Annotated in this window: 15 protein-coding genes; 8 read left to right on the top strand and 7 right to left on the bottom strand. The window is 73.8% G+C overall.

Annotated elements, in window-relative coordinates; translation table 11 throughout:
- Positions 1 to 290 precede the first annotated feature (290 nt).
- From AB0B63_RS16510 to AB0B63_RS16495, 4 genes are all read right to left on the bottom strand, one after another.
- Positions 291 to 749, bottom strand: a complete 459-nt coding sequence (locus AB0B63_RS16510; RefSeq protein ID WP_357019232.1) for a DUF3263 domain-containing protein — start codon at positions 747 to 749, stop codon at positions 291 to 293.
- Positions 750 to 923: 174 nt separating this feature from the next.
- Positions 924 to 1,937 carry an ABC transporter permease gene (locus tag AB0B63_RS16505; RefSeq protein WP_357019229.1) on the bottom strand — a complete coding sequence of 338 codons (1,014 nt, stop codon included), beginning with the start codon at positions 1,935 to 1,937 and terminating at the stop codon, positions 924 to 926.
- Positions 1,934 to 2,944, bottom strand: coding sequence for an ATP-binding cassette domain-containing protein (locus AB0B63_RS16500; protein ID WP_357019226.1), 1,011 nt, complete (start codon positions 2,942 to 2,944; stop codon positions 1,934 to 1,936). Before AB0B63_RS16500 ends, AB0B63_RS16505 begins: the two co-directional genes overlap by 4 nt.
- A 118-nt stretch (positions 2,945 to 3,062) precedes the next feature.
- Entirely contained in the window at positions 3,063 to 3,848 is a 786-nt protein-coding gene (locus AB0B63_RS16495) for a DeoR/GlpR family DNA-binding transcription regulator (RefSeq protein ID WP_208567828.1), read from the bottom strand.
- A gap of 197 nt (positions 3,849 to 4,045) precedes the next feature.
- Between AB0B63_RS16495 and AB0B63_RS16490 the strand changes: the two genes are divergently transcribed.
- The 3 genes from AB0B63_RS16490 to nagA are packed head-to-tail and all read left to right on the top strand — an operon-like array spanning position 4,046 to position 7,082.
- On the top strand, positions 4,046 to 4,975 hold the full coding sequence (locus tag AB0B63_RS16490) for a sugar isomerase (protein WP_219464984.1): 930 nt from the start codon (positions 4,046 to 4,048) through the stop codon (positions 4,973 to 4,975).
- Positions 4,972 to 5,976 carry an ROK family protein gene (locus tag AB0B63_RS16485; protein ID WP_357019221.1) on the top strand — a complete coding sequence of 335 codons (1,005 nt, stop codon included), beginning with the start codon at positions 4,972 to 4,974 and terminating at the stop codon, positions 5,974 to 5,976. The genes AB0B63_RS16490 and AB0B63_RS16485 overlap by 4 nt, the downstream gene beginning before the upstream one ends.
- Entirely contained in the window at positions 5,973 to 7,082 is a 1,110-nt protein-coding gene (gene nagA, locus AB0B63_RS16480; protein WP_208567825.1) for an N-acetylglucosamine-6-phosphate deacetylase, read from the top strand. Before AB0B63_RS16485 ends, nagA begins: the two co-directional genes overlap by 4 nt.
- A 593-nt stretch (positions 7,083 to 7,675) precedes the next feature.
- Here the strand turns inward: nagA and AB0B63_RS16475 are convergent.
- Positions 7,676 to 8,884 carry a DUF4032 domain-containing protein gene (locus AB0B63_RS16475; RefSeq protein ID WP_208567824.1) on the bottom strand — a complete coding sequence of 403 codons (1,209 nt, stop codon included), beginning with the start codon at positions 8,882 to 8,884 and terminating at the stop codon, positions 7,676 to 7,678.
- 232 nt (positions 8,885 to 9,116) lie between these two features.
- On the opposite strand from AB0B63_RS16475, the gene AB0B63_RS16470 reads away from it, so the two are divergent.
- Positions 9,117 to 9,896 carry a phosphatase PAP2 family protein gene (locus AB0B63_RS16470; protein WP_357019590.1) on the top strand — a complete coding sequence of 260 codons (780 nt, stop codon included), beginning with the start codon at positions 9,117 to 9,119 and terminating at the stop codon, positions 9,894 to 9,896.
- A gap of 9 nt (positions 9,897 to 9,905) precedes the next feature.
- Positions 9,906 to 11,138: an APC family permease gene (locus AB0B63_RS16465; RefSeq protein ID WP_357019217.1), complete on the top strand. Its 1,233-nt coding sequence runs from the start codon at positions 9,906 to 9,908 to the stop codon at positions 11,136 to 11,138.
- Here the strand turns inward: AB0B63_RS16465 and AB0B63_RS16460 are convergent, their stop codons facing one another.
- The gene (locus AB0B63_RS16460) at positions 11,139 to 12,929 is read right to left on the bottom strand and encodes an NAD-binding protein (protein WP_357019214.1); all 1,791 of its coding nucleotides are present in this window, start codon (positions 12,927 to 12,929) and stop codon (positions 11,139 to 11,141) included.
- A 111-nt stretch (positions 12,930 to 13,040) separates the two neighbouring features.
- Here AB0B63_RS16460 and AB0B63_RS16455 point away from each other — a divergent pair, with 111 nt between their 5' ends.
- Both AB0B63_RS16455 and AB0B63_RS16450 read left to right on the top strand, forming a co-directional pair.
- Positions 13,041 to 13,547, top strand: coding sequence for an MSMEG_6728 family protein (locus AB0B63_RS16455; RefSeq protein ID WP_357019210.1), 507 nt, complete (start codon positions 13,041 to 13,043; stop codon positions 13,545 to 13,547).
- 58 nt (positions 13,548 to 13,605) lie between these two features.
- Positions 13,606 to 15,132 carry an FAD-dependent oxidoreductase gene (locus AB0B63_RS16450; RefSeq protein ID WP_357019207.1) on the top strand — a complete coding sequence of 509 codons (1,527 nt, stop codon included), beginning with the start codon at positions 13,606 to 13,608 and terminating at the stop codon, positions 15,130 to 15,132.
- 55 nt (positions 15,133 to 15,187) lie between these two features.
- Here the strand turns inward: AB0B63_RS16450 and adhE are convergent, their stop codons facing one another.
- Complete coding sequence (gene adhE, locus AB0B63_RS16445) at positions 15,188 to 17,761, bottom strand: bifunctional acetaldehyde-CoA/alcohol dehydrogenase (RefSeq protein ID WP_357019204.1); 2,574 nt, start codon at positions 17,759 to 17,761, stop codon at positions 15,188 to 15,190.
- A 220-nt stretch (positions 17,762 to 17,981) separates the two neighbouring features.
- On the opposite strand from adhE, the gene AB0B63_RS16440 reads away from it, so the two are divergent.
- Positions 17,982 to 18,950 carry a hypothetical protein gene (locus AB0B63_RS16440; RefSeq protein ID WP_357019201.1) on the top strand — a complete coding sequence of 323 codons (969 nt, stop codon included), beginning with the start codon at positions 17,982 to 17,984 and terminating at the stop codon, positions 18,948 to 18,950.
- Positions 18,951 to 19,255: the final 305 nt, after the last annotated feature.

Here is a 19,255-nt window from a genome sequence, read left to right as displayed (position 1 = left end):
AGGTCTCGGCCGGTCGTCCCATCAGCGCAGCTCACCTCACGCTCCGCTGTCAAAGGCGTCCGCCACACCCCTTCCACGCACCGGTCGACGAAGCGGCGTCACACCGCCGCGCGGCCCGGCAGGCGCGACCCCGACCACCGTGCGGCCCAGGAGCGGCCCGGGAGCGGGGACCCACCGCCGCGCGACCCGGCAGGCGCGACCCCGACCACCGTGCGGCCCAGGAGCGGGGACCGACCGCCGGCCGGTAGGGCATTACGCCGTCTCGATGGGCTATCGGTGTCCCGGGAGGTTCAGCGGCGTCGGTTGCGGGCCCGGGAGGCGCGCAGTCGACGCAGGCGGCCGATCAGCAGCGGCTCGGCGACCAGTGCGGCAGGGCGGTCCAGCAGCCCGTTGAGCAACTGGTAGTAGCGGGTGGCGGAGAGCCCGAACGTGTCCCGGATGGCCTGCTCCTTCGCTCCAGCGTGCCGCCACCACTGCAGTTCGAAGGCGAGGATGCGCAGCTCCCGCTCGGACAGCTCGTCGACATCGACCGACGGTCGCGCACCGGCCCGCACGGCACCGGTCTGCTCGTCGCCGTCAACCGACGCTTGCCCACCGGTCAGCTCGGCGGCCGGGGCCGACGCCCGTTCGGCCGTCTGGGTCGACGCCCGCTCGGCGGCCGGGGCCGACCGTGGCGAGGGCACCTGCGGCGGCGTGTCGACCGGCTCCGGTGACGGGTCGGACCGGGGAACGGCGTCGGCGGGCGGCATGGCGCTCCTCGGCAGGGTGGGCGGCTGGGCGGGGTAAACCCAGCTTAACCAGGGTGGGTGACGCTCCACCCGCAACGGGCGAGGGCACCGCGGACGACGGGCGGGCCCGTGTCGACCGTCGGTCGACACGGGCCCGCCGCGTCGGGATACCGCCCGAACCGGGCGGCATCCGGCTCAGGTGATGTCGCGCCGACGCATCATCCAGAACGCGGCCACCATCACCACGGCGGTGCCGATGCCGAACACCAGGGCCGAGTCCTGCCAGGTCACCAGCATTTCCTTCGGCGTGCACTCACCCTGGACGAGCTCGCAGGAGCGGTAGTCGACCAGCGTCCACTTCTTTTCGAACCAGGCGAGCGCATAGGTGGACAGCACCCAGCGGTCCCCGAACCGGACCCCGGCGATCGTCATGGCGATCCGGATGCCGATCTCGCTGACCACTCCCACGCCGACGGCCACGCCGAGCGCCATCGCGGTGTGCCGGCCCAGCGAGGCCAGCGCGAAGGCCACCGCGCCGACGGCGAGGATCAGCCCCCATGCCCGCAGACCGCTGATCCCGGCGGACTGCCACACCCCGGAGGTGACCTTCTCGGTGGTCCCCCGGTTGGAGGCGATCAGCCAGAAGGCCAGGGTCCACAGCGCGCCGAGCACCACGGTCACCCCGGTCAGGGTGGTGAGCACGGCGGCCAGTTTGGTGCCGAGCACGGTGAGCCGTTTCGGCCGCCACAGCAGCAGGTTCATCATCCCGCCGGTGCTCCACTCGGCTCCCACGAAGGAGGCACCGATCAGGAAGGCGAACAGCGCCACCGCCCCGGCGAAGACGGCGATGAAGACCCCGAACTCGGCCCGGAAGTCGAACTGGTAGGGCAGGTTCCACTTCGGGTCGAACATCTCCGGGGTGGGCTTCCAGTCCCGGCCGCAGTTCGGGCCGTACCGGTCCTCGGTCTGCTCGCCACGGGCCTTGGCCGCGTCGCAGTCGGCGATCGAGCGTTCCCAGTCCTTGACGGCGTCGCGGAAGTTCGCGTCCGACTCGGCCTGCGCCTGGGCGATGACCGCGGGCGAGAGCTTGTGGCTGGAGAAGGTGAAGGCGGTGACGATGCCGGTCAGGCCGAGTACGAGCAGGACCAGCATGACCCGGGTGAGCCGGCGCTTGGCCAGCCGACGCAGTTCGGTGACGTACAGGCTCATGCGCCCCACCCTCCCGTGGTGCCGCCGGCGTGGCCGGGCTCGCCGATCTTGGCGGACTGGTCGACCTGCCGGTGCTGACCGGGGACCGGCGCGGTGGCGGTGATCTCCAGGAAGACGCTCTCCAGGTCCACCGCGACCGGGGCCAGTTCGCTGACGTACAGGTGTTGTTCGGCGAGCAGCCGGCTGACCGTGGCCGGCTTGTCCACGCCGGCCAGCATCAGGTGGTCGGGGTGACGGGTGACCGCGACACCGGCCCGGCCGAGCAGTTCGGCGGCGGCGGCGAGGTCCTCCGCGGCGTCCAGGCGTACCCGTACGCCACCGTGCGAGTGCTGGGCCAGCACCTGCTCCACCGGACCGGCGGCGACCCGACGGCCCAGCGAGATGATGGTGACCTCGTCGCAGATGAGTTGGATCTCGCCGAGGATGTGGCTGGACAGCACCACGGTCATCCCGGATTCGGCGAGGGTGCGCATCAGGGTGCGCATCTCCCGGATGCCGCCCGGGTCGAGGCCGTTGGCCGGCTCGTCGAGGATCAGCAGTTTGGGGTTCTTGAGCAGGGCGGACGCGACGGCGAGCCGCTGCTTCATGCCGAGCGAGTACGTCTTGACCCGCTCACCGGCCCGGTCCCGCAGCCCGACCAGTTCGAGCACCTCGTCGACCCGTACGGCGGGGACGTCGCCGGCCCCGGCCAGCAGGGACAGGGTGTCCCGGGCGGAGAAGTGCGGGAAGAACTGCGGGCTCTCCACGATCGCGCCGACCTGGCCGGCGACGGTGGGCAGTGCTCCGGGCACCTCGTGGCCGAGGATGGCCATCCGCCCGCCGTCGGGCTGGATCAGCCCGAGCAGGGTGCGCAGGGTGGTGGTCTTGCCCGACCCGTTGGGCCCGAGGAAGCCGTGTACCTGACCGGCCTCCACCCGCATGTCGAAACCGTCCAGCGCGTTGCGGACACCGCGCCGACGGCTCTTGTACGTCTTACGTAGACCTTCGATCTCCAGGACAGCCGACAAGCTGCGCCTCCCCCGATGGTGGCTGATGACAGCGGTCACCATACTCGGTATACCCGCCAGGGCAATACCCGGTATGCATCGGCGCTCAATTACTACCGACGGTGTATCAACGGGTCACTCAGGCGCAGATGACGGCCACTCCGGCGGCGCGGAACGCATCGACCAGCTCGGGGGCCGCCCCGGAGTCGGTCACCAGGGTCTCCACCCGTTCCACGGGGCAGATCCGGGCGAACGCGTGACCGCCCAGCTTGGACGAGTCCGCGATGATCACGACCCGCTTGGCCCGGGCCACCATCAGGTTGTTCATCGCCGCCTCCCCCTCGTGGTGGGCGGCGGCACCCAGCTGCGGATCGAGCGCGTCCACGCCCAACAGGGCGACGTCGAGGGTGACCTCGCGCAGCAGCGCCCCACCCAGCGGCCCGACCAGCTCGAACGACTTCGGCCGCACCACACCCCCGGCGACCACCACCTTCATCCGGGAGCGGACCAGCAGCTCGTTGGCGATGTTCAGCGCGTTGGTGACCACGGTGAGCTGGGCGCCCTCGGCGCTGGTGTTCAGGTCGGGGCGGACGGCCAGGGCGCGCGCCACCTCGGTGCTGGTGGTGCCGCCGTTGAGGCCGACCACGGTGCCCGGGGAGACGAGTGCGGCGGCGGCGGCCCCGATCCGTTGCTTCTCGGCGGAGTGCTTGGCCGTCTTGTAGCGCAGCGGCAGGTCGTAGGAGACGCCGTTGGCGACCGCGCCACCCCGGGTCCGGGTGATCATCTGCTGCTGGGCGAGCTGGTCGAAGTCGCGTCGGATGGTGGCCTGCGAGACGTCGAGCCGCTCGGCGGCCTCCTCGACGCTGACCCGCCCGCTGCCGGTGAGCATTTCGAGCAGAGCGTTCCACCTGGCGTACCGGTCCACGGGGGGCCTCCGACTCTGCACGAAGGGTGATCGATGGCGTGCACAGTAGTGCGCGAAACTCCCGGTGCGCAAAACCCGCCTCTGCGCGGTCCCGGGGCAGGTTGCCACGCGCACCCCGTTTCGCGCAGAATAACGCGCGAAAGACGGTGGTAATGAGCCGTATTGCGCACCTCCCTCCCCTGTGCGAGGAGTTCCCCATGGCGTACGTCGACGCGGAGATCGCCAGCCAGCCCGACTGCTGGCGGGAGGCCGCCCGGCTGGCCGGCACCGTCGCCACCAGCCTCCCCCGCCCCGGCGAGCGGGTCGCCGTCGTCGGTTGCGGCACGTCGTGGTTCATGGCCATGGCGTACGCCGGGCTACGCGAGCGCGCCGGCCACGGCGAGACCGACGCCTTCCAGGCCAGCGAGTTCCCCGCCGACCGCCACTACGACCGGCTGATCGCGGTCACCCGCTCCGGCACCACCACCGAGGTCCTCGACCTGCTCGCCGCGCTGCGCGACCGGACCCCCACCACCGTCCTGGTCGGTGACCCCGCCTCACCCGCCGCCACGCTGGCCGACACGGCCGTGCCGATGCCCTTCGCCGACGAACGTTCGGTGGTGCAGACCCGGTTCGCCACCAGCGCCCTGGCGCTGCTGCGCGCCCACCTCGGCGACAACGTCGAGGCGCTGGCCGCCGACGCCGAGGTCGCCGTCCGGGCCCCGCTGCCGCTCGACCCGGCCCGCATCGACCAGGCCACCTTCCTCGGTCGCGGCTGGACGGTCGGGCTGGCCCAGGAGGCCGCGCTGAAGTGCCGCGAGGCGGCCACCTTCTGGGCCGAGGCGTACCCGGCGATGGACTACCGGCACGGCCCCATCTCGATCGCCGGCCCCGGCCGGCTGGTCTGGGCCTTCGGTGAGCTGCCCGACGGGCTGCCCGAGGACGTGGCGGCCACCGGGGCGGCGTTCGTGCACAGCCGGCACCACGGGTGCCACACCGTGCTGGGCAGTTGGGCGGCCGGCCGGACCCCGGTCGACCCGATGGCCGACCTGATCCTCGCCCAACGCTTCGCGGTGGCCCTGGCGACCAGCCGGGGACTGGACCCGGACGCGCCCCGGCACCTGACCCGCTCAGTGGTGCTGGCATGACCGACGGGTCGACGGGCGACGACCGGGTCGTCGTCGCGTTGGACGTCGGCGGCACCGGCATGAAGTGCGCCCTGGTCCGCCCGGACGGCAGCGTGGCGCACGCCGAACGGCACCCGACCGACGCCGGGCGCGGCCCGGACGCCGTGGTGCGGACCGTCCTGGCCGTCGCCGAAGGGCTGGCCGACCGGGCCCGCGCCGCCGGGTCGACCCCGGTGGCCTGCGGCGTCGCCGTGCCCGGGGTGGTCGACGAGGCCGCCGGGGTGGCGGTCTGGTCGGCCAACGTCGGCTTCCGGGACGTACCGCTGCGCAAGCTGGTGGGTGCACGGCTCGGGCTGCCGGCGGCGCTCGGCCACGACGTGCGGGTGGGCGGGATCGCCGAGGCCCGGCTCGGTGCCGGCCGGGACGCCCGGCACGTGCTCTTCGTCGCGATCGGCACCGGCATCGCCGCCGCGCACGTGGTCGCCGGGTCGGCCGCCGTCGGCGCACACGGTGCGGCCGGCGAGATCGGCCACATCCTGGTACGCCCCGACGGCCCGCGCTGCGGTTGCGGCCGGCCCGGCTGCCTGGAGGCCGTCTCGTCCGCCTCGGCCATCGCCCGCCGCTACGCCGAACTGGCCGCCGGTACACCCCCCGACCCGCCCGCGACCGACCCCGTGGCAGTCCCGACCGGCACCATGCCGGCCCGGGGCGCGGCGAGTGCGGCCGACGTGGCCGGGCGCGCGGCGGCCGGTGAGGCACTGGCCGGGCGGGTGTGGCGGGAGGCCGTCGAGGCGCTCGCCGACGGGCTCGCCACCGGGCAGGCCCTCTACGACGTGGACACCATGGTCATCGGTGGCGGCCTGGCCCGGGCCGGCGAGCAACTGCTCGACCCGCTCCGCGCCGCCCTGCACGACCGGATGACCTTCCATCGGGAGCCGCGCCTGGTCGCGGCGGCCCTCGGCGACGAGGCCGGCTGCCTCGGTGCCGCCCTGCTCGCCCTCGACACTCTGGAGAGACGATGACCCAGCGGGTGACCGGCAAGGTGGTGACCCCGACCGGCGTGGTCCGACAGGGGTGCGTGGAGCTGGACGGCGAGCGGATCACCGCGGTCGCCGAGTACCCGGCCAAACGCGACGGGCACTGGATCGTGCCGGGTTTCGTGGACATGCACACCCATGGCGGGGGTGGGCACACCTTCACCACCGGTGACGCCGCCGCCGCCCGGGAGGCCGCCGCGTTCCACAGGCGACACGGCACCACCACCCTGCTGGCCAGCCTGGTCAGCTCCCCCTTCGACCTGATGCGCACGGCGACCGCCGCCTTCGCGCCGCTGGTCGGCGAGGGCGTGCTGGCGGGCGTCCACTTCGAGGGCCCGTACCTGTCGGCGGCCCGGTGCGGCGCGCAGAACCCGGAGTTCCTCCGCGACCCGTCCACCGAGGAGCTGGAGCAGCTCATCGCCGAGGGGGCGGGGACGGTCCGCATGGTCACCCTGGCCCCGGAGCGCCCCGGCGCGCTGGACGCCATCAAGCTGCTCACCTCGCACGGGGTGGTCGCCGCCGTCGGCCACACCGACGCCACCTGGGAGCAGACCCGGGCCGCCGTCTCGGCCGGGGCGAGTGTCGGCACCCACCTGTTCAACGGGATGCGCCCGCTGCACCACCGCGAACCGGGCCCGGTGGTGGCCCTGCTGGAGGCCCCGAACGTGGTCTGTGAGCTGGTCGCCGACGGGGTGCACCTGCACGACGGGATGCTCACCTTCGCCACCGCCGTGGCCGGCCCGGAACGGGTCGCGCTGATCACCGACGCGATGGCCGCCGCCGGCATGCCCGACGGCGACTACGAGCTGGGCGGCCAGGCCGTCGCCGTGGCCGACGGGGTGGCCCGGCTGGCCCGCGACGGGGCGATCGCCGGCAGCACCCTCACCATGGACGCGGCGCTGCGGCACGCCGTCACCGCCGGCATCCCGATCACCGACGCGGTACGCATGGTCGCCACCACCCCGGCCCGCGCCATCGGCCTGGGCGACCGGGTCGGTGCCCTCCAGGCGGGTCTGCGCGCCGACCTGGTGGTGCTCGACGACGAGCTGAACGTCGTCCGGGTGATGCGCGCCGGCACCTGGCTCGACTGACCGGCCGGGCGTCGACAATCGTCGGGATCCTCGCTCCGCCGCGCCCGCCCAGCTGGTGCTACGCGGCGACGCGACGCGTCGGGCCTGGGCGGGGACCCCGGTCATCCGCCACTTTGTGACGCGGCCCGCTGGCTTCCCGGCGACCTACTCACAGGTGCGGACCGGCGACCACCGGGGGTGCGGTGCACGTCCTTTCAAGCTGATGACGTCAACGGTTCACGGGGCACCCGAAGGCGCCGGTGCCCAAAGGTGCTGGTGCCCAAAGGTGCTGGTGCCCAAAGGTGCTGGTGCCCAAAGGTGCTGGTGCCCGAAGGTGCTGGTGCCCAAAGGTGCCGGTGCCCGAAGGCGCCGGTGCCCGAAGGCCGACGACAGCGGACCGACGCATCGAACCCGGTGCGGCGAACGCGCCGCACCGGGTACCCGAGTCGTCTACGTCATCAGGTCCAAAGGACGCGCAACACACATCCTGACCGGCGGCGGTGTTGACGGCGGAGGTGTGACGGGCGGAGGTGTTGACGGAGCCGGTGTTGCGGTGCCAGCCGGCCGGTCATCCGGTCGACGCAGTACCGTCCCCCGGCCCGAACGCGGGGCGGTCAGGCGGTGGGGACCTCGACGCCCAGGACGGCCTGCTCGTCGGGGCGGTGCACCAGCACGTCGGCCAGGTACGACTGCACCGCCGGGCCCATCCCCACGTCCCGGCGGGCCCGCTCGGACAGCAGCCACTTGTGTTCGATGATCTGCGCGAAGATCTCCTGCGGCTCCAGCTTGTGCCGCAGGTGCGCGGGGACGGCCCGGACGACCGGCTCGAAGACCTCGGTGAGCCAGCGGTGGGCCGCCTGCTGCTCGTCGGTAAGGTCGCTCTCCACCCGGTAGGCGTCCAGGTCGTTGAGGAGCCGACGGGCCTGGTTCTCCTCGGCGTCGAGGCCGGTGAGCCGGATCAGCCGCCGGGTGTGGTAGCCGGCGTCGACGACCTTCGGGCGGACCAGGTAACGCCCGTCGTCGACCGTCGACAGGGCCACCTCGGCCACGTCGAAGCCCAGGTCGTTGAGGCGGCGGATCCGGCCCTCGATGTCGTGCCGGGCCTCCCGCTCGACCTGCTGCTCGTAGGTGATCTCGTGCCAGAGCCGCTCGTAGCGCTGCACGACCTCCTCGCACACCACCTCCGGGTCGATCGACTCGTGCAGCAGCCCGGCGGCCTGGAGGTCCAGCGCCTCACCGAAGATGTTGACCCGGGCGATCTCCAGGTCCTCACCGCGCTGCCCGTTGGACAGCGCGCGGTGCAGCGCGCCGGTCTCCGCGTCGACCAGGTAGGCGGCGAACGCCCCGGCGTCCCGCCGGAACAGGGTGTTGGACAGTGAGCAGTCGCCCCAGAAGAAGCCCGTCAGGTGCATCCGGACCAGCAGCACGGCGAGAGCGTCGAGCAGCCGGCCCATCGTCTCCGGGCGCAGCGTGCGGGAGAACAGCGCCCGGTAGGGCAACGAGAACTGGAGGTGCCTGGTGATCAGCACCGGGTCCAGCGGGGTGCCGTCGTCGGCCTGCCGGTCGGCCACGATCGCGATCGCCTCCACCGACGGGAAGTCGATCCGTTCCAGCGCCCGCAGCAGGTCGTACTCGCGTTCGGCGACCCGCTCCCCGGTCTCCTTGACGGCGTACACGTAGTCGCCGAGGCGGACGAACCGGACGATGTGCCGGGAGATGCCCTGCGGCAGCGCCACCAGGTGCCGGGCAGGCCACTGCTCCAGCGGGGTCGACCAGGGGAGGTCGAGCAGCGCCGGGTCGACGAGGGCCGAGGTGATCCGCACGGGGACAAGTGTGCCGGGTGCTCCCCGGCGTGCGCCTCCCTTCGTGGTTCGACACACATCGACCGGGGCCGCACCACCACCCGCCGGGGGCCGTACCACCACCCGCCGGGGCCGCGCCACCGTCCCACGCGGGGCCTGGCCGGGGCTGGCCACGCCCCTTGCCACCACGGCCCCGGTGGTCGGCCGGTAGCGTGATCGCGTGCGGGAGCGAACCAAGACGGTACGCGGCGGGGTGCGGCTCAGACCGGTCCGCCCGGCCGGCTGGTGGTTCGACCTGCTGCTGCTCACCGCCCTGGTCGCGCTGACCTGGGCGCTCGCCACCGGCCACCTGTTCGGTGTCGACCGGGCGGTCGCCGACTGGGCCGACGCGCACCGGCCGACCGCCGCGTACTGGGTGGCCCGGGTGCTCAACCTGCTCGGCCAGGGCACCCCGTTGACGCTGTTGGCCGCCGCCCTGGGGGTGCTGCTGGCCGTCCGGCTCCGCTCGGTCCGCCCGGTGCTGCCCCCGGTGGTCGCCTTCGCGCTCACCTATCTGACCATCGGCCCGCTCAAGGTGTGGACGGCCCGGCCGGCCCCGAGCGCCAGCGTCAAGGAACCCTTCCTGTCACCGGAGCAGACCCTGCCGCTGTTCCAGCACGACCTGCCGGTCCGCTATGCCCAGTCGTACCCGTCGGGGCACGTGGCCAACGCGATCGTCTGGTACGGCGTGCTCGCCCTGCTGCTCGTCCCACTGCTGCGCACGGTGGGCCGGCGGATGCCCTCCCGACTGGTCACCGCCGTGCGGGTGGTGCCGCCGCTGGTGGTCCTGTGCACCACCACCTACCTGGGCTGGCACTGGTTGACCGACTCGGTGGCCGGGCTGCTGCTGGGGCTGCTGCTGGACCGGCTGCTGCGCCGCGTCCCCTGGGACGACCTGCCGTTACCGGCCCGGCTGCGCGGCCGGGACCGCCCGTTCACCGCCGACCCGGGCCGGTCGCCCGGTCGAGGCCGCCCGTTCACCTCCGCCCCGTAACCTGCCGGGGTGGATCGACTGCGGCGGCGGCTCGGCGTACCCGATGCGGTGGTGGTCGGGTTGGGGGCGATGCTCGGCGCGGGCGTGTTCGTGGTCTTCGCCCCGGCCGCCGCGGCGGCCGGCGGCACCGGGCTGCTGGTGGCGCTGGCGCTGGCCGGGTTCGTCGCGTACTGCAACGCGACCAGCTCGGCCCGGCTGGCCGCCCGCTACCCGGAGTCCGGCGGCACGTACGTCTACGGCCGGGAACGCCTCGGCCCGTTCGCCGGGTTCCTCGCCGGCTGGGGTTTCGTGGTCGGCAAGACGGCGAGCTGCGCGGCGATGGCGCTGACCATCGGGGCGTACCTGTGGCCGGGGCAGGCCCGGCTGGTCGCGGTCGGCGCGGTGCTCGCGGTGACCGGGGTGAACCTGCGCGGCGTCACCCGCACGGTCGCCGCCACGAAGGTGCTGGTGGTCGTGGTGCTGGCGGTGCTGGCCCTGGTCGCGGTGACCGGCCTGACCGCCGGGGAGGTGCGGCTCGACCGGCTCGCCGAGGGCGGCGGTACGGCCCGGGGTGTGCTCACCGCCGCCGGGCTGCTCTTCTTCGCCTTCGCCGGGTACGCCCGGATCGCCACCCTCGGTGAGGAGGTCCGTGACCCGGCCCGCACGATCCCCCGGGCGGTGCCGCTGGCCCTCGGGGTGGTGCTGGCGGTCTACCTGCTCCTCGCGGTGGTCGCCGTCGGCGTGCTCGGCCCCGACCGGCTGGCCGCCTCCGCCGCGCCCCTGGCCGACGTGGTGACCGTCGCGGGGCTGCCCGGCCTGGCCTGGGTGGTCCGGGCCGGGGCGACGGTGGCGGTGACCGGGGTGTTGCTCTCCCTGCTCGCCGGGGTGGGCCGGACCCTGCTGGCGATGGCCCGCCGTCGGGACGTGCCGGGGACGCTGGCCGCCGTGCACCCGGTGCACTCCGTCCCGCACCGCGCGGAGCTGACCGTGGCCGCCGTGGTGGTCGCGGTGGTGGCGCTCGGCGGCGTCCGGGGCGCGATCGGCTTCTCCAGCTGCACGGTGCTGGTCTACTACGCGATCACCAACGCCGCCGCGTGGACCCTGGGCCCGGACCCGGCCCGACGGCTGCCCGTCCGGGCGCTCGCCGCGCTGGGGCTGGTCGGCTGCCTGCTGCTCGCGGTCAGCCTGCCGACCGCGAGCGTCCTCGCCGGTTTCGGGGTGCTCGCCCTCGGCGCGCTCTGGTACGCCCTGCGCCCCCGCTAGTCACTCCTGCGGATCACGCGACGCCGGCACCCCGGCGGGCGGCGGCGGGGCCGGTGGCGGCGGGGTGGTCTCGCGGAGCAGGGCGGCCAGCCCGGCCCGGCGGGCCACCACGGTCAGCCGGTCCCCCGCCGAGATCACCATCCGGGGGTCCGCCCGCCAGTCGGTCTTCTGCCCGACCCGGGAATGGGCCAGCAGGCGCACCTCGCCGGGGCGGGCCACCGCGCCGAGCGGGCGGCCGTCCAGCGCGGCACCGGCCACCACCGGCACCTCCACCACCAGCAGGGCGTGCCGGTCGACCGGGATGGTGGCGATGACCGCCCGGTCCAGCAGGGCGGCGGCGAAGGACGGGGCGGCCAGGTAGGACACGCTGCGTGAGATGCCGATGCCGAACGCCCGCTGGATGCGTTCGGCGAAGTCGCCGTCGAAGAGCCGCAGCACCACCCGCAGCTCCGGGTTGAGCGCCCGGCCGTTCAGTGCGGCCCGCAGGTTGACCCCGTCGTCGGTGGAGACCACCACCAGCGCCTGGCAGTGTTCCACCGAGGCCGAGAGCAGCGTCTCCTCCCGGGCGGCGTCCCCGACGATCAGCGGTACGCCCAGCCGCCGGGCCAGCGCCGCACCCCGCGCCTCGGCACTGCGGTCGATCGCCACCACCTCGACGCCGAAGTCGTGCAGTTGCGCCATCACCCGGGTACCGATGTTGCCCAGTCCGACGACCACCACGTGCCCGGTGCGTTCCGGCTGGATGCGCCCGGCGTGCAGGGCCAGCCGGGCGTTGACGATGCCGTCGACCACCACGGCGGTGATCAGCGGGATCAGCGCCAGCCCGGCCAGGTTGAGCACCACCTGCATGACCTGGGCGGCGGCCGGTTTGGTGACGTCCGGGTCCTGGCCGCTGAGCGTGGTGACCAGGGTCAGGTAGAGCGCCTCCGTCCAGCTCACCGCGACCGCACGGGCGTTGAGCCAGCCGAGCAGGGCGATCACCCCGAGCAGGGTCAGCACCGCGATGCCGATCTTGCGGGTGGCGAAGCTGCGGACCGCCCGCAGCAGCACCGCCAGGGGGCGGCGGCGACGTCGGGCCCGGACCAGCCGGCGGGCCGCCAGCTCGGTGCCGGCGGGCTGCCCGGTCGCCTCGGCGAGCACCACGTCGGCGGCCTTCTCGTCGGCGGGCAGCACCCGGACCAGGTCCGGATCGGTGGTGACGGCCAGCCCGCAGACCACGTCGGCGGGGCGGACGTCGGCGCGGCGGGCCACGTAGAGGGTGCGACCGCCGTGCCGGAAGTGGGTCGGGGCCACCTCACCGAGGGCGGCGGCGACGAACGCCGGGGCGGCCATGGAGGCGTCGGAGAGGACCGCCGAGTCGGGGAAGAGCTGCCGCAGGCCGTTGGCGAGGCTGGTGTTGAACATCCGGACCACCAGGCGCAGCCGGGGCTCCACCTCCTGCGCGCAGAGCGCGGCGTGCATGTTGCCCACGTCGTCCTGGTGCAGCAGGGCCAACCCGTCCGCCCCGGCCAGGCCGGCCCGGTGGAAGGTGGCCTCGTCGAGCCGGTCGGCCCGGATCACCTGCACACCGTCGACGTCCCGCCCGTCGGGGCCCTCCGAGCGGCGGCGCTCCGGCACCACCAGGGTGATCCGCACCCGGCCGTGCGGCAGGTCGGTGCCGAGCAGCGCCCGCACCACCCAGTACGCCAGCGGATCGTTGCCGCAGACCACGTAGTGCGGACGGGTGTCGCCGTTCATCCGTAACCGCCAGCCGGTCGCGCGCCGGGCCCGGTCCCGCAGGGGTTCGGCCATGCCCGGATGGTAGCCAGCCGGTCGCCGGGGACGCAGCCCTGGTGCGCGCACCGGGCGGTGCCGGTCGGTCGGGCAGGCATGGTGGGCGTGGCGGCGGGTAGAGCAGCGGGCGTGCAGACGTTCCTGCCGTACCCGGACTTTCTGGCCAGCGCGCGGTCCCTCGACCAGCGGCGGCTGGGCAAGCAGCGGGTGGAGGCGCTCCAGGTGCTGCGCGGGCTGACCCGGCCGGGGTACGGCTGGCGCAACCACCCGGCGGTGAAGATGTGGGCCGGCTACGAGGAGGCGTTGACCCGGTACGGGCTGGACGTGTGCGCGGTCTGGTCGGCGGCGGGCCGGGCGGACACCTGCGCGTCGACCCTGGTCACCGACCTGACCGCTGCCCGGGGCGACGGCCGGGTCCGCAGCCAGGCCGAGCTGGCCGCCACCGGTGAGCTGCCGCCCTGGTTGGGTCGTGAGGACCTGCACCGCAGTCACCGGTCGGCGCTGCTGCGCAAGGACCCGGGGCACTACCGCCCGCAGTTCGGCGACGTGCCGTCCGATCTGGAGTACGTCTGGCCGCCGTCCGACCGTCCCCCGCTCGCCGCCGGACGGCCGGTCGACGGCGGCCCAGCGTCCTGACCGGGCCGGATCGCGCCTGGTCGGGCAGACTGGGGGTCCCTCGGGTCGGAAGGTGCACATGGCGCTGTCGCAGAAGCTGGGCCGGCTCATCGGCGTACGCGAGCATGTGGTGGACCCTGGCGGGGGTGGCACCCCCCGGGTGGCCCGACCGACCACGGCCGTGGTGGTGGGCGGCGGGATCGCCGGCATGTCGGCGGCGGTGGTGCTCGCCGAACGCGGGGTGGACGTGACGGTGCTGGAGGCCGCGCCGACGTTGGGTGGCCGGCTCGGCGCGTGGCCGGAAGCGCTCGCCGACGGCAGCCAGGTCAACGAGCACGGCTTCCACGCGTTCTTCCGGCAGTACTACAACTGGCGGTCGATCCTGCGGCGGGTCGACCCGACGCTCGGTTTCCTCAAGCCGATCCCCGGCTATCCGATCCTGTCCGCGCAGTGGCCCACCGAGGAGTTCGGCCGGCTGCCCCCGGCCCCGCCGGCCAACCTGCTCGCGTTACTGCTGCGCAGCCCCAGCCTGCGCCTGGCCGACCTGCGCACCATGGACCGGGACGCCGCGCTGCCGCTGCTCAGCTACGACCCGGTGCGCACCTACGCCGAGTTCGACGACACCACCGCCGACGCGCTGCTCGCCTCGCTGAAGCTGCCGGACCGGGCGCGGGCCATGCTGTTCGAGGTCTTCTCGCACTCGTTCTTCAACCACGAGACCGAGATGTCGGCCGCCGAGATGATCGCCCAGTTCCACTTCTATCTGCTGGGCAACCCGGAGGGGTTGGCGTTCGACTGCCCCGACGAGGACTACGCCACGGCGATCTGGCAGCCACTGACCCGGTACGTGGAGCAGCACGGCGGCCGGGTGCGCACCGGGGCCGCCGTCACCCGGCTGGACCGGGAGCCGGACGGTTGGCGGGTGACCACCGCCGACGGCACGGTCCACCCCGCCGGGCAGGTGGTGCTGGCCGTCGACCCGCCCGCGTTGGCGGCACTGGTCGACGCCTCCCCCGGCCTGGTCGCGGTGGCGCCCGGACTGGTGGCGCGGATGCCCGCGTTCGGTCGGCCCGGCCCGCCGTACGCGGTGGCGCGGTACTGGCTCGACGGGGACGTCCGGGCCGACCGGGCGGTGTTCAGCGGGGTGTCCCGCCAGCCCACCCTGGACTCGGTGACCCTCTACCACCGGTTGGAGAACGAGTCCCGGCGGTGGGCGCAGCGCACCGGCGGCGCGGTGGTGGAGCTGCACGCGTACGCCTGCGACGAGGGGGTGCCGGCCGAGGAGCTGGCCGAACGGATGCGCACCGAACTGGTCGCGCTCTGGCCGGAGGTCGCCGGGTTGGGCGTCCGTGAGCTGCGCGCCCGGGTCGAGACGCAGGCCCCGGCGTTCACCCCGGGCAGCCACCCCGGCCGGCCGGGGGTACGCACCGACGCCGAGGGCCTCTACCTGGCCGGGGACGGCATCGGCACCGACTTCCCCAGCGCGTTGATGGAACGGTCGGCGGCGACCGGGATCATCGCCGCCAACCACATCCTGCGTGCTGCGGGGGCCGCCACCGAGCCGGTCCGCTCGATCCGCCCCCGGGGACTGCTCGCCGGGAAGTGAGCCGCCCGCCGAACCCGCCCGGCCCCCTGGCCGGGCGGGCTGTCGGGCCACCCGGTCAGCGCGACGTGCCCTGGTAGGCGTCCCGCATGAGCTGCTGCATGTCGTCGAGCATCGGCATCCGGGGGTTCGCCGGGGCGCACTGGTCCTCGTAGGCGTTGAGGGCCTGCTGTGGCAGCGCCGCCTCGAACGCCGCCCGGTCGACGCCGATCGCGGCGAACGACGGTTCGATGCCGACCGCGTCGCGCAGCCGTTCCACCGCCTCGGCCAGCGACGCCACCCCTTGCGCCGGGGTGCCCGCCGGCAGGCCGAGCTGGGCGGCGATCTCGGCGAAGCGTTCCGGTGCCCGGTAGCTCTCGTAACGCGGCCAGCCGGACAGCTTCGCCGGGACGGTGCCGTTGTAGCGGATCACGTGCGGCAGCAGCACCGCGTTGGTCCGCCCGTGGGCGATGTGGAACGTCGCGCCGAGGGTGTGCGACATGGCGTGCACGATGCCGAGGAAGGCGCTGCCGAACGCCATCCCGGCGATGGTGCCCGCGTTGTGCATCCGTTCCCGCGCCTCGGGGTCGGCGTCGACCACCGCCCGTTCCAGGTTGCCGAAGATCAGCCGGATGGCGTGCAGGGCGAGCCCGTCGGTGAAGTCGTTCGCGTACACCGACACGTACGCCTCGATGGCGTGGGTGAGGGCGTCGAAGCCGCTGTCGGCGGCGATGGTCGCCGGCATGCTGGCGGTCAGCACCGGGTCGACGATCGCCACGGTCGGGGTGAGCGCGTAGTCGGCCAGCGGGTACTTCTTGCCGGTCCGGTGGTCGGTGATCACCGCGAACGGGGTCACCTCCGCGCCCGTGCCCGACGTGGTCGGTACGCAGACCAGTCGGGCCAGCGCGCCGAGGGTGGGGAAGGTGAAGGCGCGCTTGCGGATGTCGAAGAACTTCTCCCGCATGTCGTCGAAGACCACGTCCGGGTGCTCGTAGCGCAGCCACATCACCTTGGCCGCGTCCATCGCCGAGCCGCCACCGAGGGCGACGATGGTGTCGGGGCGGAAGGCCCGCATCAGCGCGGCCCCCCGGTCGACGGTGTCGACGCTCGGCTCGGGTTCCACGTCGTCGATGATCTGCAGGGCGATCCGCTCGGGGCGGCGTTGCAGCACCCGGTTGATCCGGTCGACGAAGCCGAGCCGGGTCATGGTGGCGTCGGTGACCACGGTGACCCGGTGCACGTCGGGCATCTCGGCGAGGTAGCGGATCGCGTTCGCCTCGAAGAAGATTTTCGACGGGACCTTGAACCACTGCATGTTGTTGTTCCGCCGGCCTATCCGCTTGATGTTGAGCAGGTTCACCGCCGACACGTTGTCCGACACCGAGGTACGGCCGTAGCTGCCGCAGCCCAGCGTCAGCGACGGCAGGAACGCGTTGTACATGTCGCCGATGCCGCCCTGCGAGGCCGGCGAGTTCCAGATGATCCGGACCGCCTTGACCCGGCGGCCGAACTCCTCCACCAGCTCCTCGTCGGCGGTATGGATGACCGCGCTGTGCCCGAGCCCGTGGAACTCGACCATCTGCTCGGCGTACCGCAGGCCCTGCTCGCGGCTGTCGGCGCGCAGCACGGCCAGCACCGGGCAGAGCTTCTCCCGGGTCAACGGCTCGTCGGGGCCGACCCGGTCGACCGCGACCAGGATGATCGAGGTGTCCGGGGCGACGGTGATCCCGGCGGCGTCGGCGATCCAGGCGGCCGTCCTGCCCACCACGTCGGGGTTGAGCTTGCCGGCGGGGAACAGCAGCGCCTCCAGCTTCTCCTTCTCCGCCGGGGTGGCCAGGTGGGCGTGCAGGGTGCGGAACTCGTCGAGGGCGGCGTCGTGGATCGCCGCGTCGAGGATGACGGCCTGCTCGGAGGCGCAGATCATGCCGTTGTCGAACGACTTGGACAGCACGATGTCGTTGACCGCGCGCTTGAGCTTGGCGCTCGCCTCGATCCAGGCCGGCACGTTGCCCGCGCCCACACCCAGTGCCGGCTTCCCCGCCGAGTAGGCGGCCCGGACCATGGCGTTACCGCCGGTGGCGAGGATGGTGGCGACCCCGGGGTGGTGCATCAGCGCGGTGGTCGCCTCGACCGACGGCTCCTCGATCCACTGTATGCAGTGCTCGGGCGCTCCGGCGGCGACCGCCGCGTCGCGTACCGTGCGGGCGGCCTCGACGCTGCACCGCTGCGCCGCCGGGTGGAAGGCGAAGATGATCGGGTTGCGGGTCTTGAGCGCCAGCAGCGCCTTGAAGATGGTGGTCGAGGTGGGGTTGGTGACCGGGGTGATCCCGGCGACCACGCCCACCGGGTCGGCGATCTCGACGATGCCGCTGATCTCGTCCCGGGCGATCACCCCGACGGTACGGGTCTTCGCCATGCTGTGCGTGACATGCTCGCAGGCGAAGATGTTCTTCACCGCCTTGTCCTCGAACACCCCCCGACCGGTCTCGGCGACGGCGAGCTGGGCGAGGGCGGCGTGCCGGTCCAGCGCGGCCACCGACGCCTTGCGGACGATGTGGTCGATCTGCTCCTGGTCGTACCGGTCGTAGTCGGCCAGGGCCTTGAGGCCGGCGGCGACCAGGGCGTCGATCGTGGTGGCGAGTTCGGTCGACATGTTTCACCTCGGCGGTTGGCGGCGTCTCGGACACCCTCAGCATCCATCGACGGCCGTCTCGGCGGTGGGGCGCAAGGACCCGTCCGACGGTGGCCAAAGGTCCCGTCGTCACGCCGACCCGGGTGCCTCCGGTCGGCCGAAGGTCCCGATGTCACCCGGCGAGCACGCGGCGTCGCCTACCCGACACCGTGTCCCGTCGCCCCCGGCCACCATGATTCGCATGACGGGACCGCGAAAGGCCTACACGTTGCTCACCGTGGCCGCCATCGGGGTGGCGGTGCTGGCCTGGCGGATCGGGGTCGACAAGGCCAATGCCCTGGTGGGCCTGGCCGGCGTCTTCGCCGCGAGCGCGCTCGGGCTGTTGTCCCTGTTCAGCGCGATCGACCCACGGCTGTCCCGGGCGGCGGCGGACGCCGTCGCCCTGCCGCCGGGGCCGACCCCGCCCGCGTCCGACGCACCGACCGGAGCAGACGCCACTCCGTCGGCCCCGGGGTCGCGCCGCCGCTGGCGACGCTGGCGGCTGCCGGCGGGGATCGCCGCGCTGCTGCTGGTGATCGTCGGTACGGTGGCCGTGCTCTCCTGGCCGACGGACCGCACGCCGGACGCGCGCAGCGCCTCCCCCACGACCTCCGTCGACGCCTCCTCGGCCGACCCCAGCGTCACGGCGACCCCGGTCGGGCCGACACCCACCGTCGATCCGACCGGGGCGACGCCCACCACCACCCCGGCGATCCCGGACCCCGGCCCGGACGGGCCCACGGCCGGCCCCGGCCCGACCCCCACGGCCCGGCCGACGCCCACCCCCGGGCCGGTCGGGCCGGACTGGGTGCCGCCAAAGGACGCGCCGCACTGGAAGCTGCTCGACGGGGACTCGGTCTACTTCCTGCCGAGGCCCCGACTGGCGAAGGGCACCGGCGCGGGCACCCTGATCTTCCAGGCGCAGCACCACCAGCTCGCCCTCTACGACTGGACCGACGACCCGACCGACCTCAGCTACGAGGGCTGCCGCAACCCGAAGGCGCAGCGGTATTCGAGCATCGACCTCGAACAGCTCGAACCCACCCCGGTCACCTACTGCCAGCCCGACCCGGGCGACCCGACGGTGGTCAACTACGTCCGGATCGACCACAACCGCTACCAGGCGCAGCCGGCCTCGGTCGACGTCACCGTCTGGTCGGTCCGCTCGTAACCTGCCCACGGCATCGGCCGGTCTGCACATGGCCGCCCCGGCACCGCCCGGTCGACCCGCCCGTAGCCGTCGGCGGGGTCGCCGCATGGGCGCGCGGCGGCCCCACGGCGGGGGGCGGCCCCACGGCGGGGGGCGGCCCCACGGCGGGGGGCGGCCCCACGGCGGGGGGCGGCCCCACGGCGGGGGGCGGCAGCAGGGCGGGGGGCGGCAGCAGGGCGGGGGGCGGCAGCAGGGCGGGGGGCGGCAGCAGGGCGGGGGGCGGCAGCTGGGCGGAGGGGTAGAGGGGCGGGGAGGGAGAGAGGGTG

Origin of the sequence: Micromonospora sp. NPDC049081, from assembly GCF_040648835.1 — a bacterium.
GTDB classification, from domain to species: domain Bacteria; phylum Actinomycetota; class Actinomycetes; order Mycobacteriales; family Micromonosporaceae; genus Micromonospora; species Micromonospora antibiotica.
The sequence above is the reverse complement of the archived record's forward strand: the minus strand, read 5'-3'. Positions and strand labels throughout refer to the sequence as shown.

Bases quoted from the DNA above. Each gene is read 5' to 3' on its own strand.
- AB0B63_RS16510 (WP_357019232.1), bottom strand. From the start codon at position 749: ATGCCGCCCGCCGACGCCGTTCCCCGGTCCGACCCGTCACCGGAGCCG.
- AB0B63_RS16505 (WP_357019229.1), bottom strand. From the start codon at position 1,937: ATGAGCCTGTACGTCACCGAACTGCGTCGGCTGGCCAAGCGCCGGCTC.
- AB0B63_RS16490 (WP_219464984.1), top strand. From the start codon at position 4,046: ATGGCGTACGTCGACGCGGAGATCGCCAGCCAGCCCGACTGCTGGCGG.
- AB0B63_RS16485 (WP_357019221.1), top strand. From the start codon at position 4,972: ATGACCGACGGGTCGACGGGCGACGACCGGGTCGTCGTCGCGTTGGAC.
- nagA (WP_208567825.1), top strand. From the start codon at position 5,973: ATGACCCAGCGGGTGACCGGCAAGGTGGTGACCCCGACCGGCGTGGTC.
- AB0B63_RS16460 (WP_357019214.1), bottom strand. From the start codon at position 12,929: ATGGCCGAACCCCTGCGGGACCGGGCCCGGCGCGCGACCGGCTGGCGG.
- AB0B63_RS16450 (WP_357019207.1), top strand. From the start codon at position 13,606: ATGGCGCTGTCGCAGAAGCTGGGCCGGCTCATCGGCGTACGCGAGCAT.
- adhE (WP_357019204.1), bottom strand. From the start codon at position 17,761: ATGTCGACCGAACTCGCCACCACGATCGACGCCCTGGTCGCCGCCGGC.
- AB0B63_RS16440 (WP_357019201.1), top strand. From the start codon at position 17,982: ATGACGGGACCGCGAAAGGCCTACACGTTGCTCACCGTGGCCGCCATC.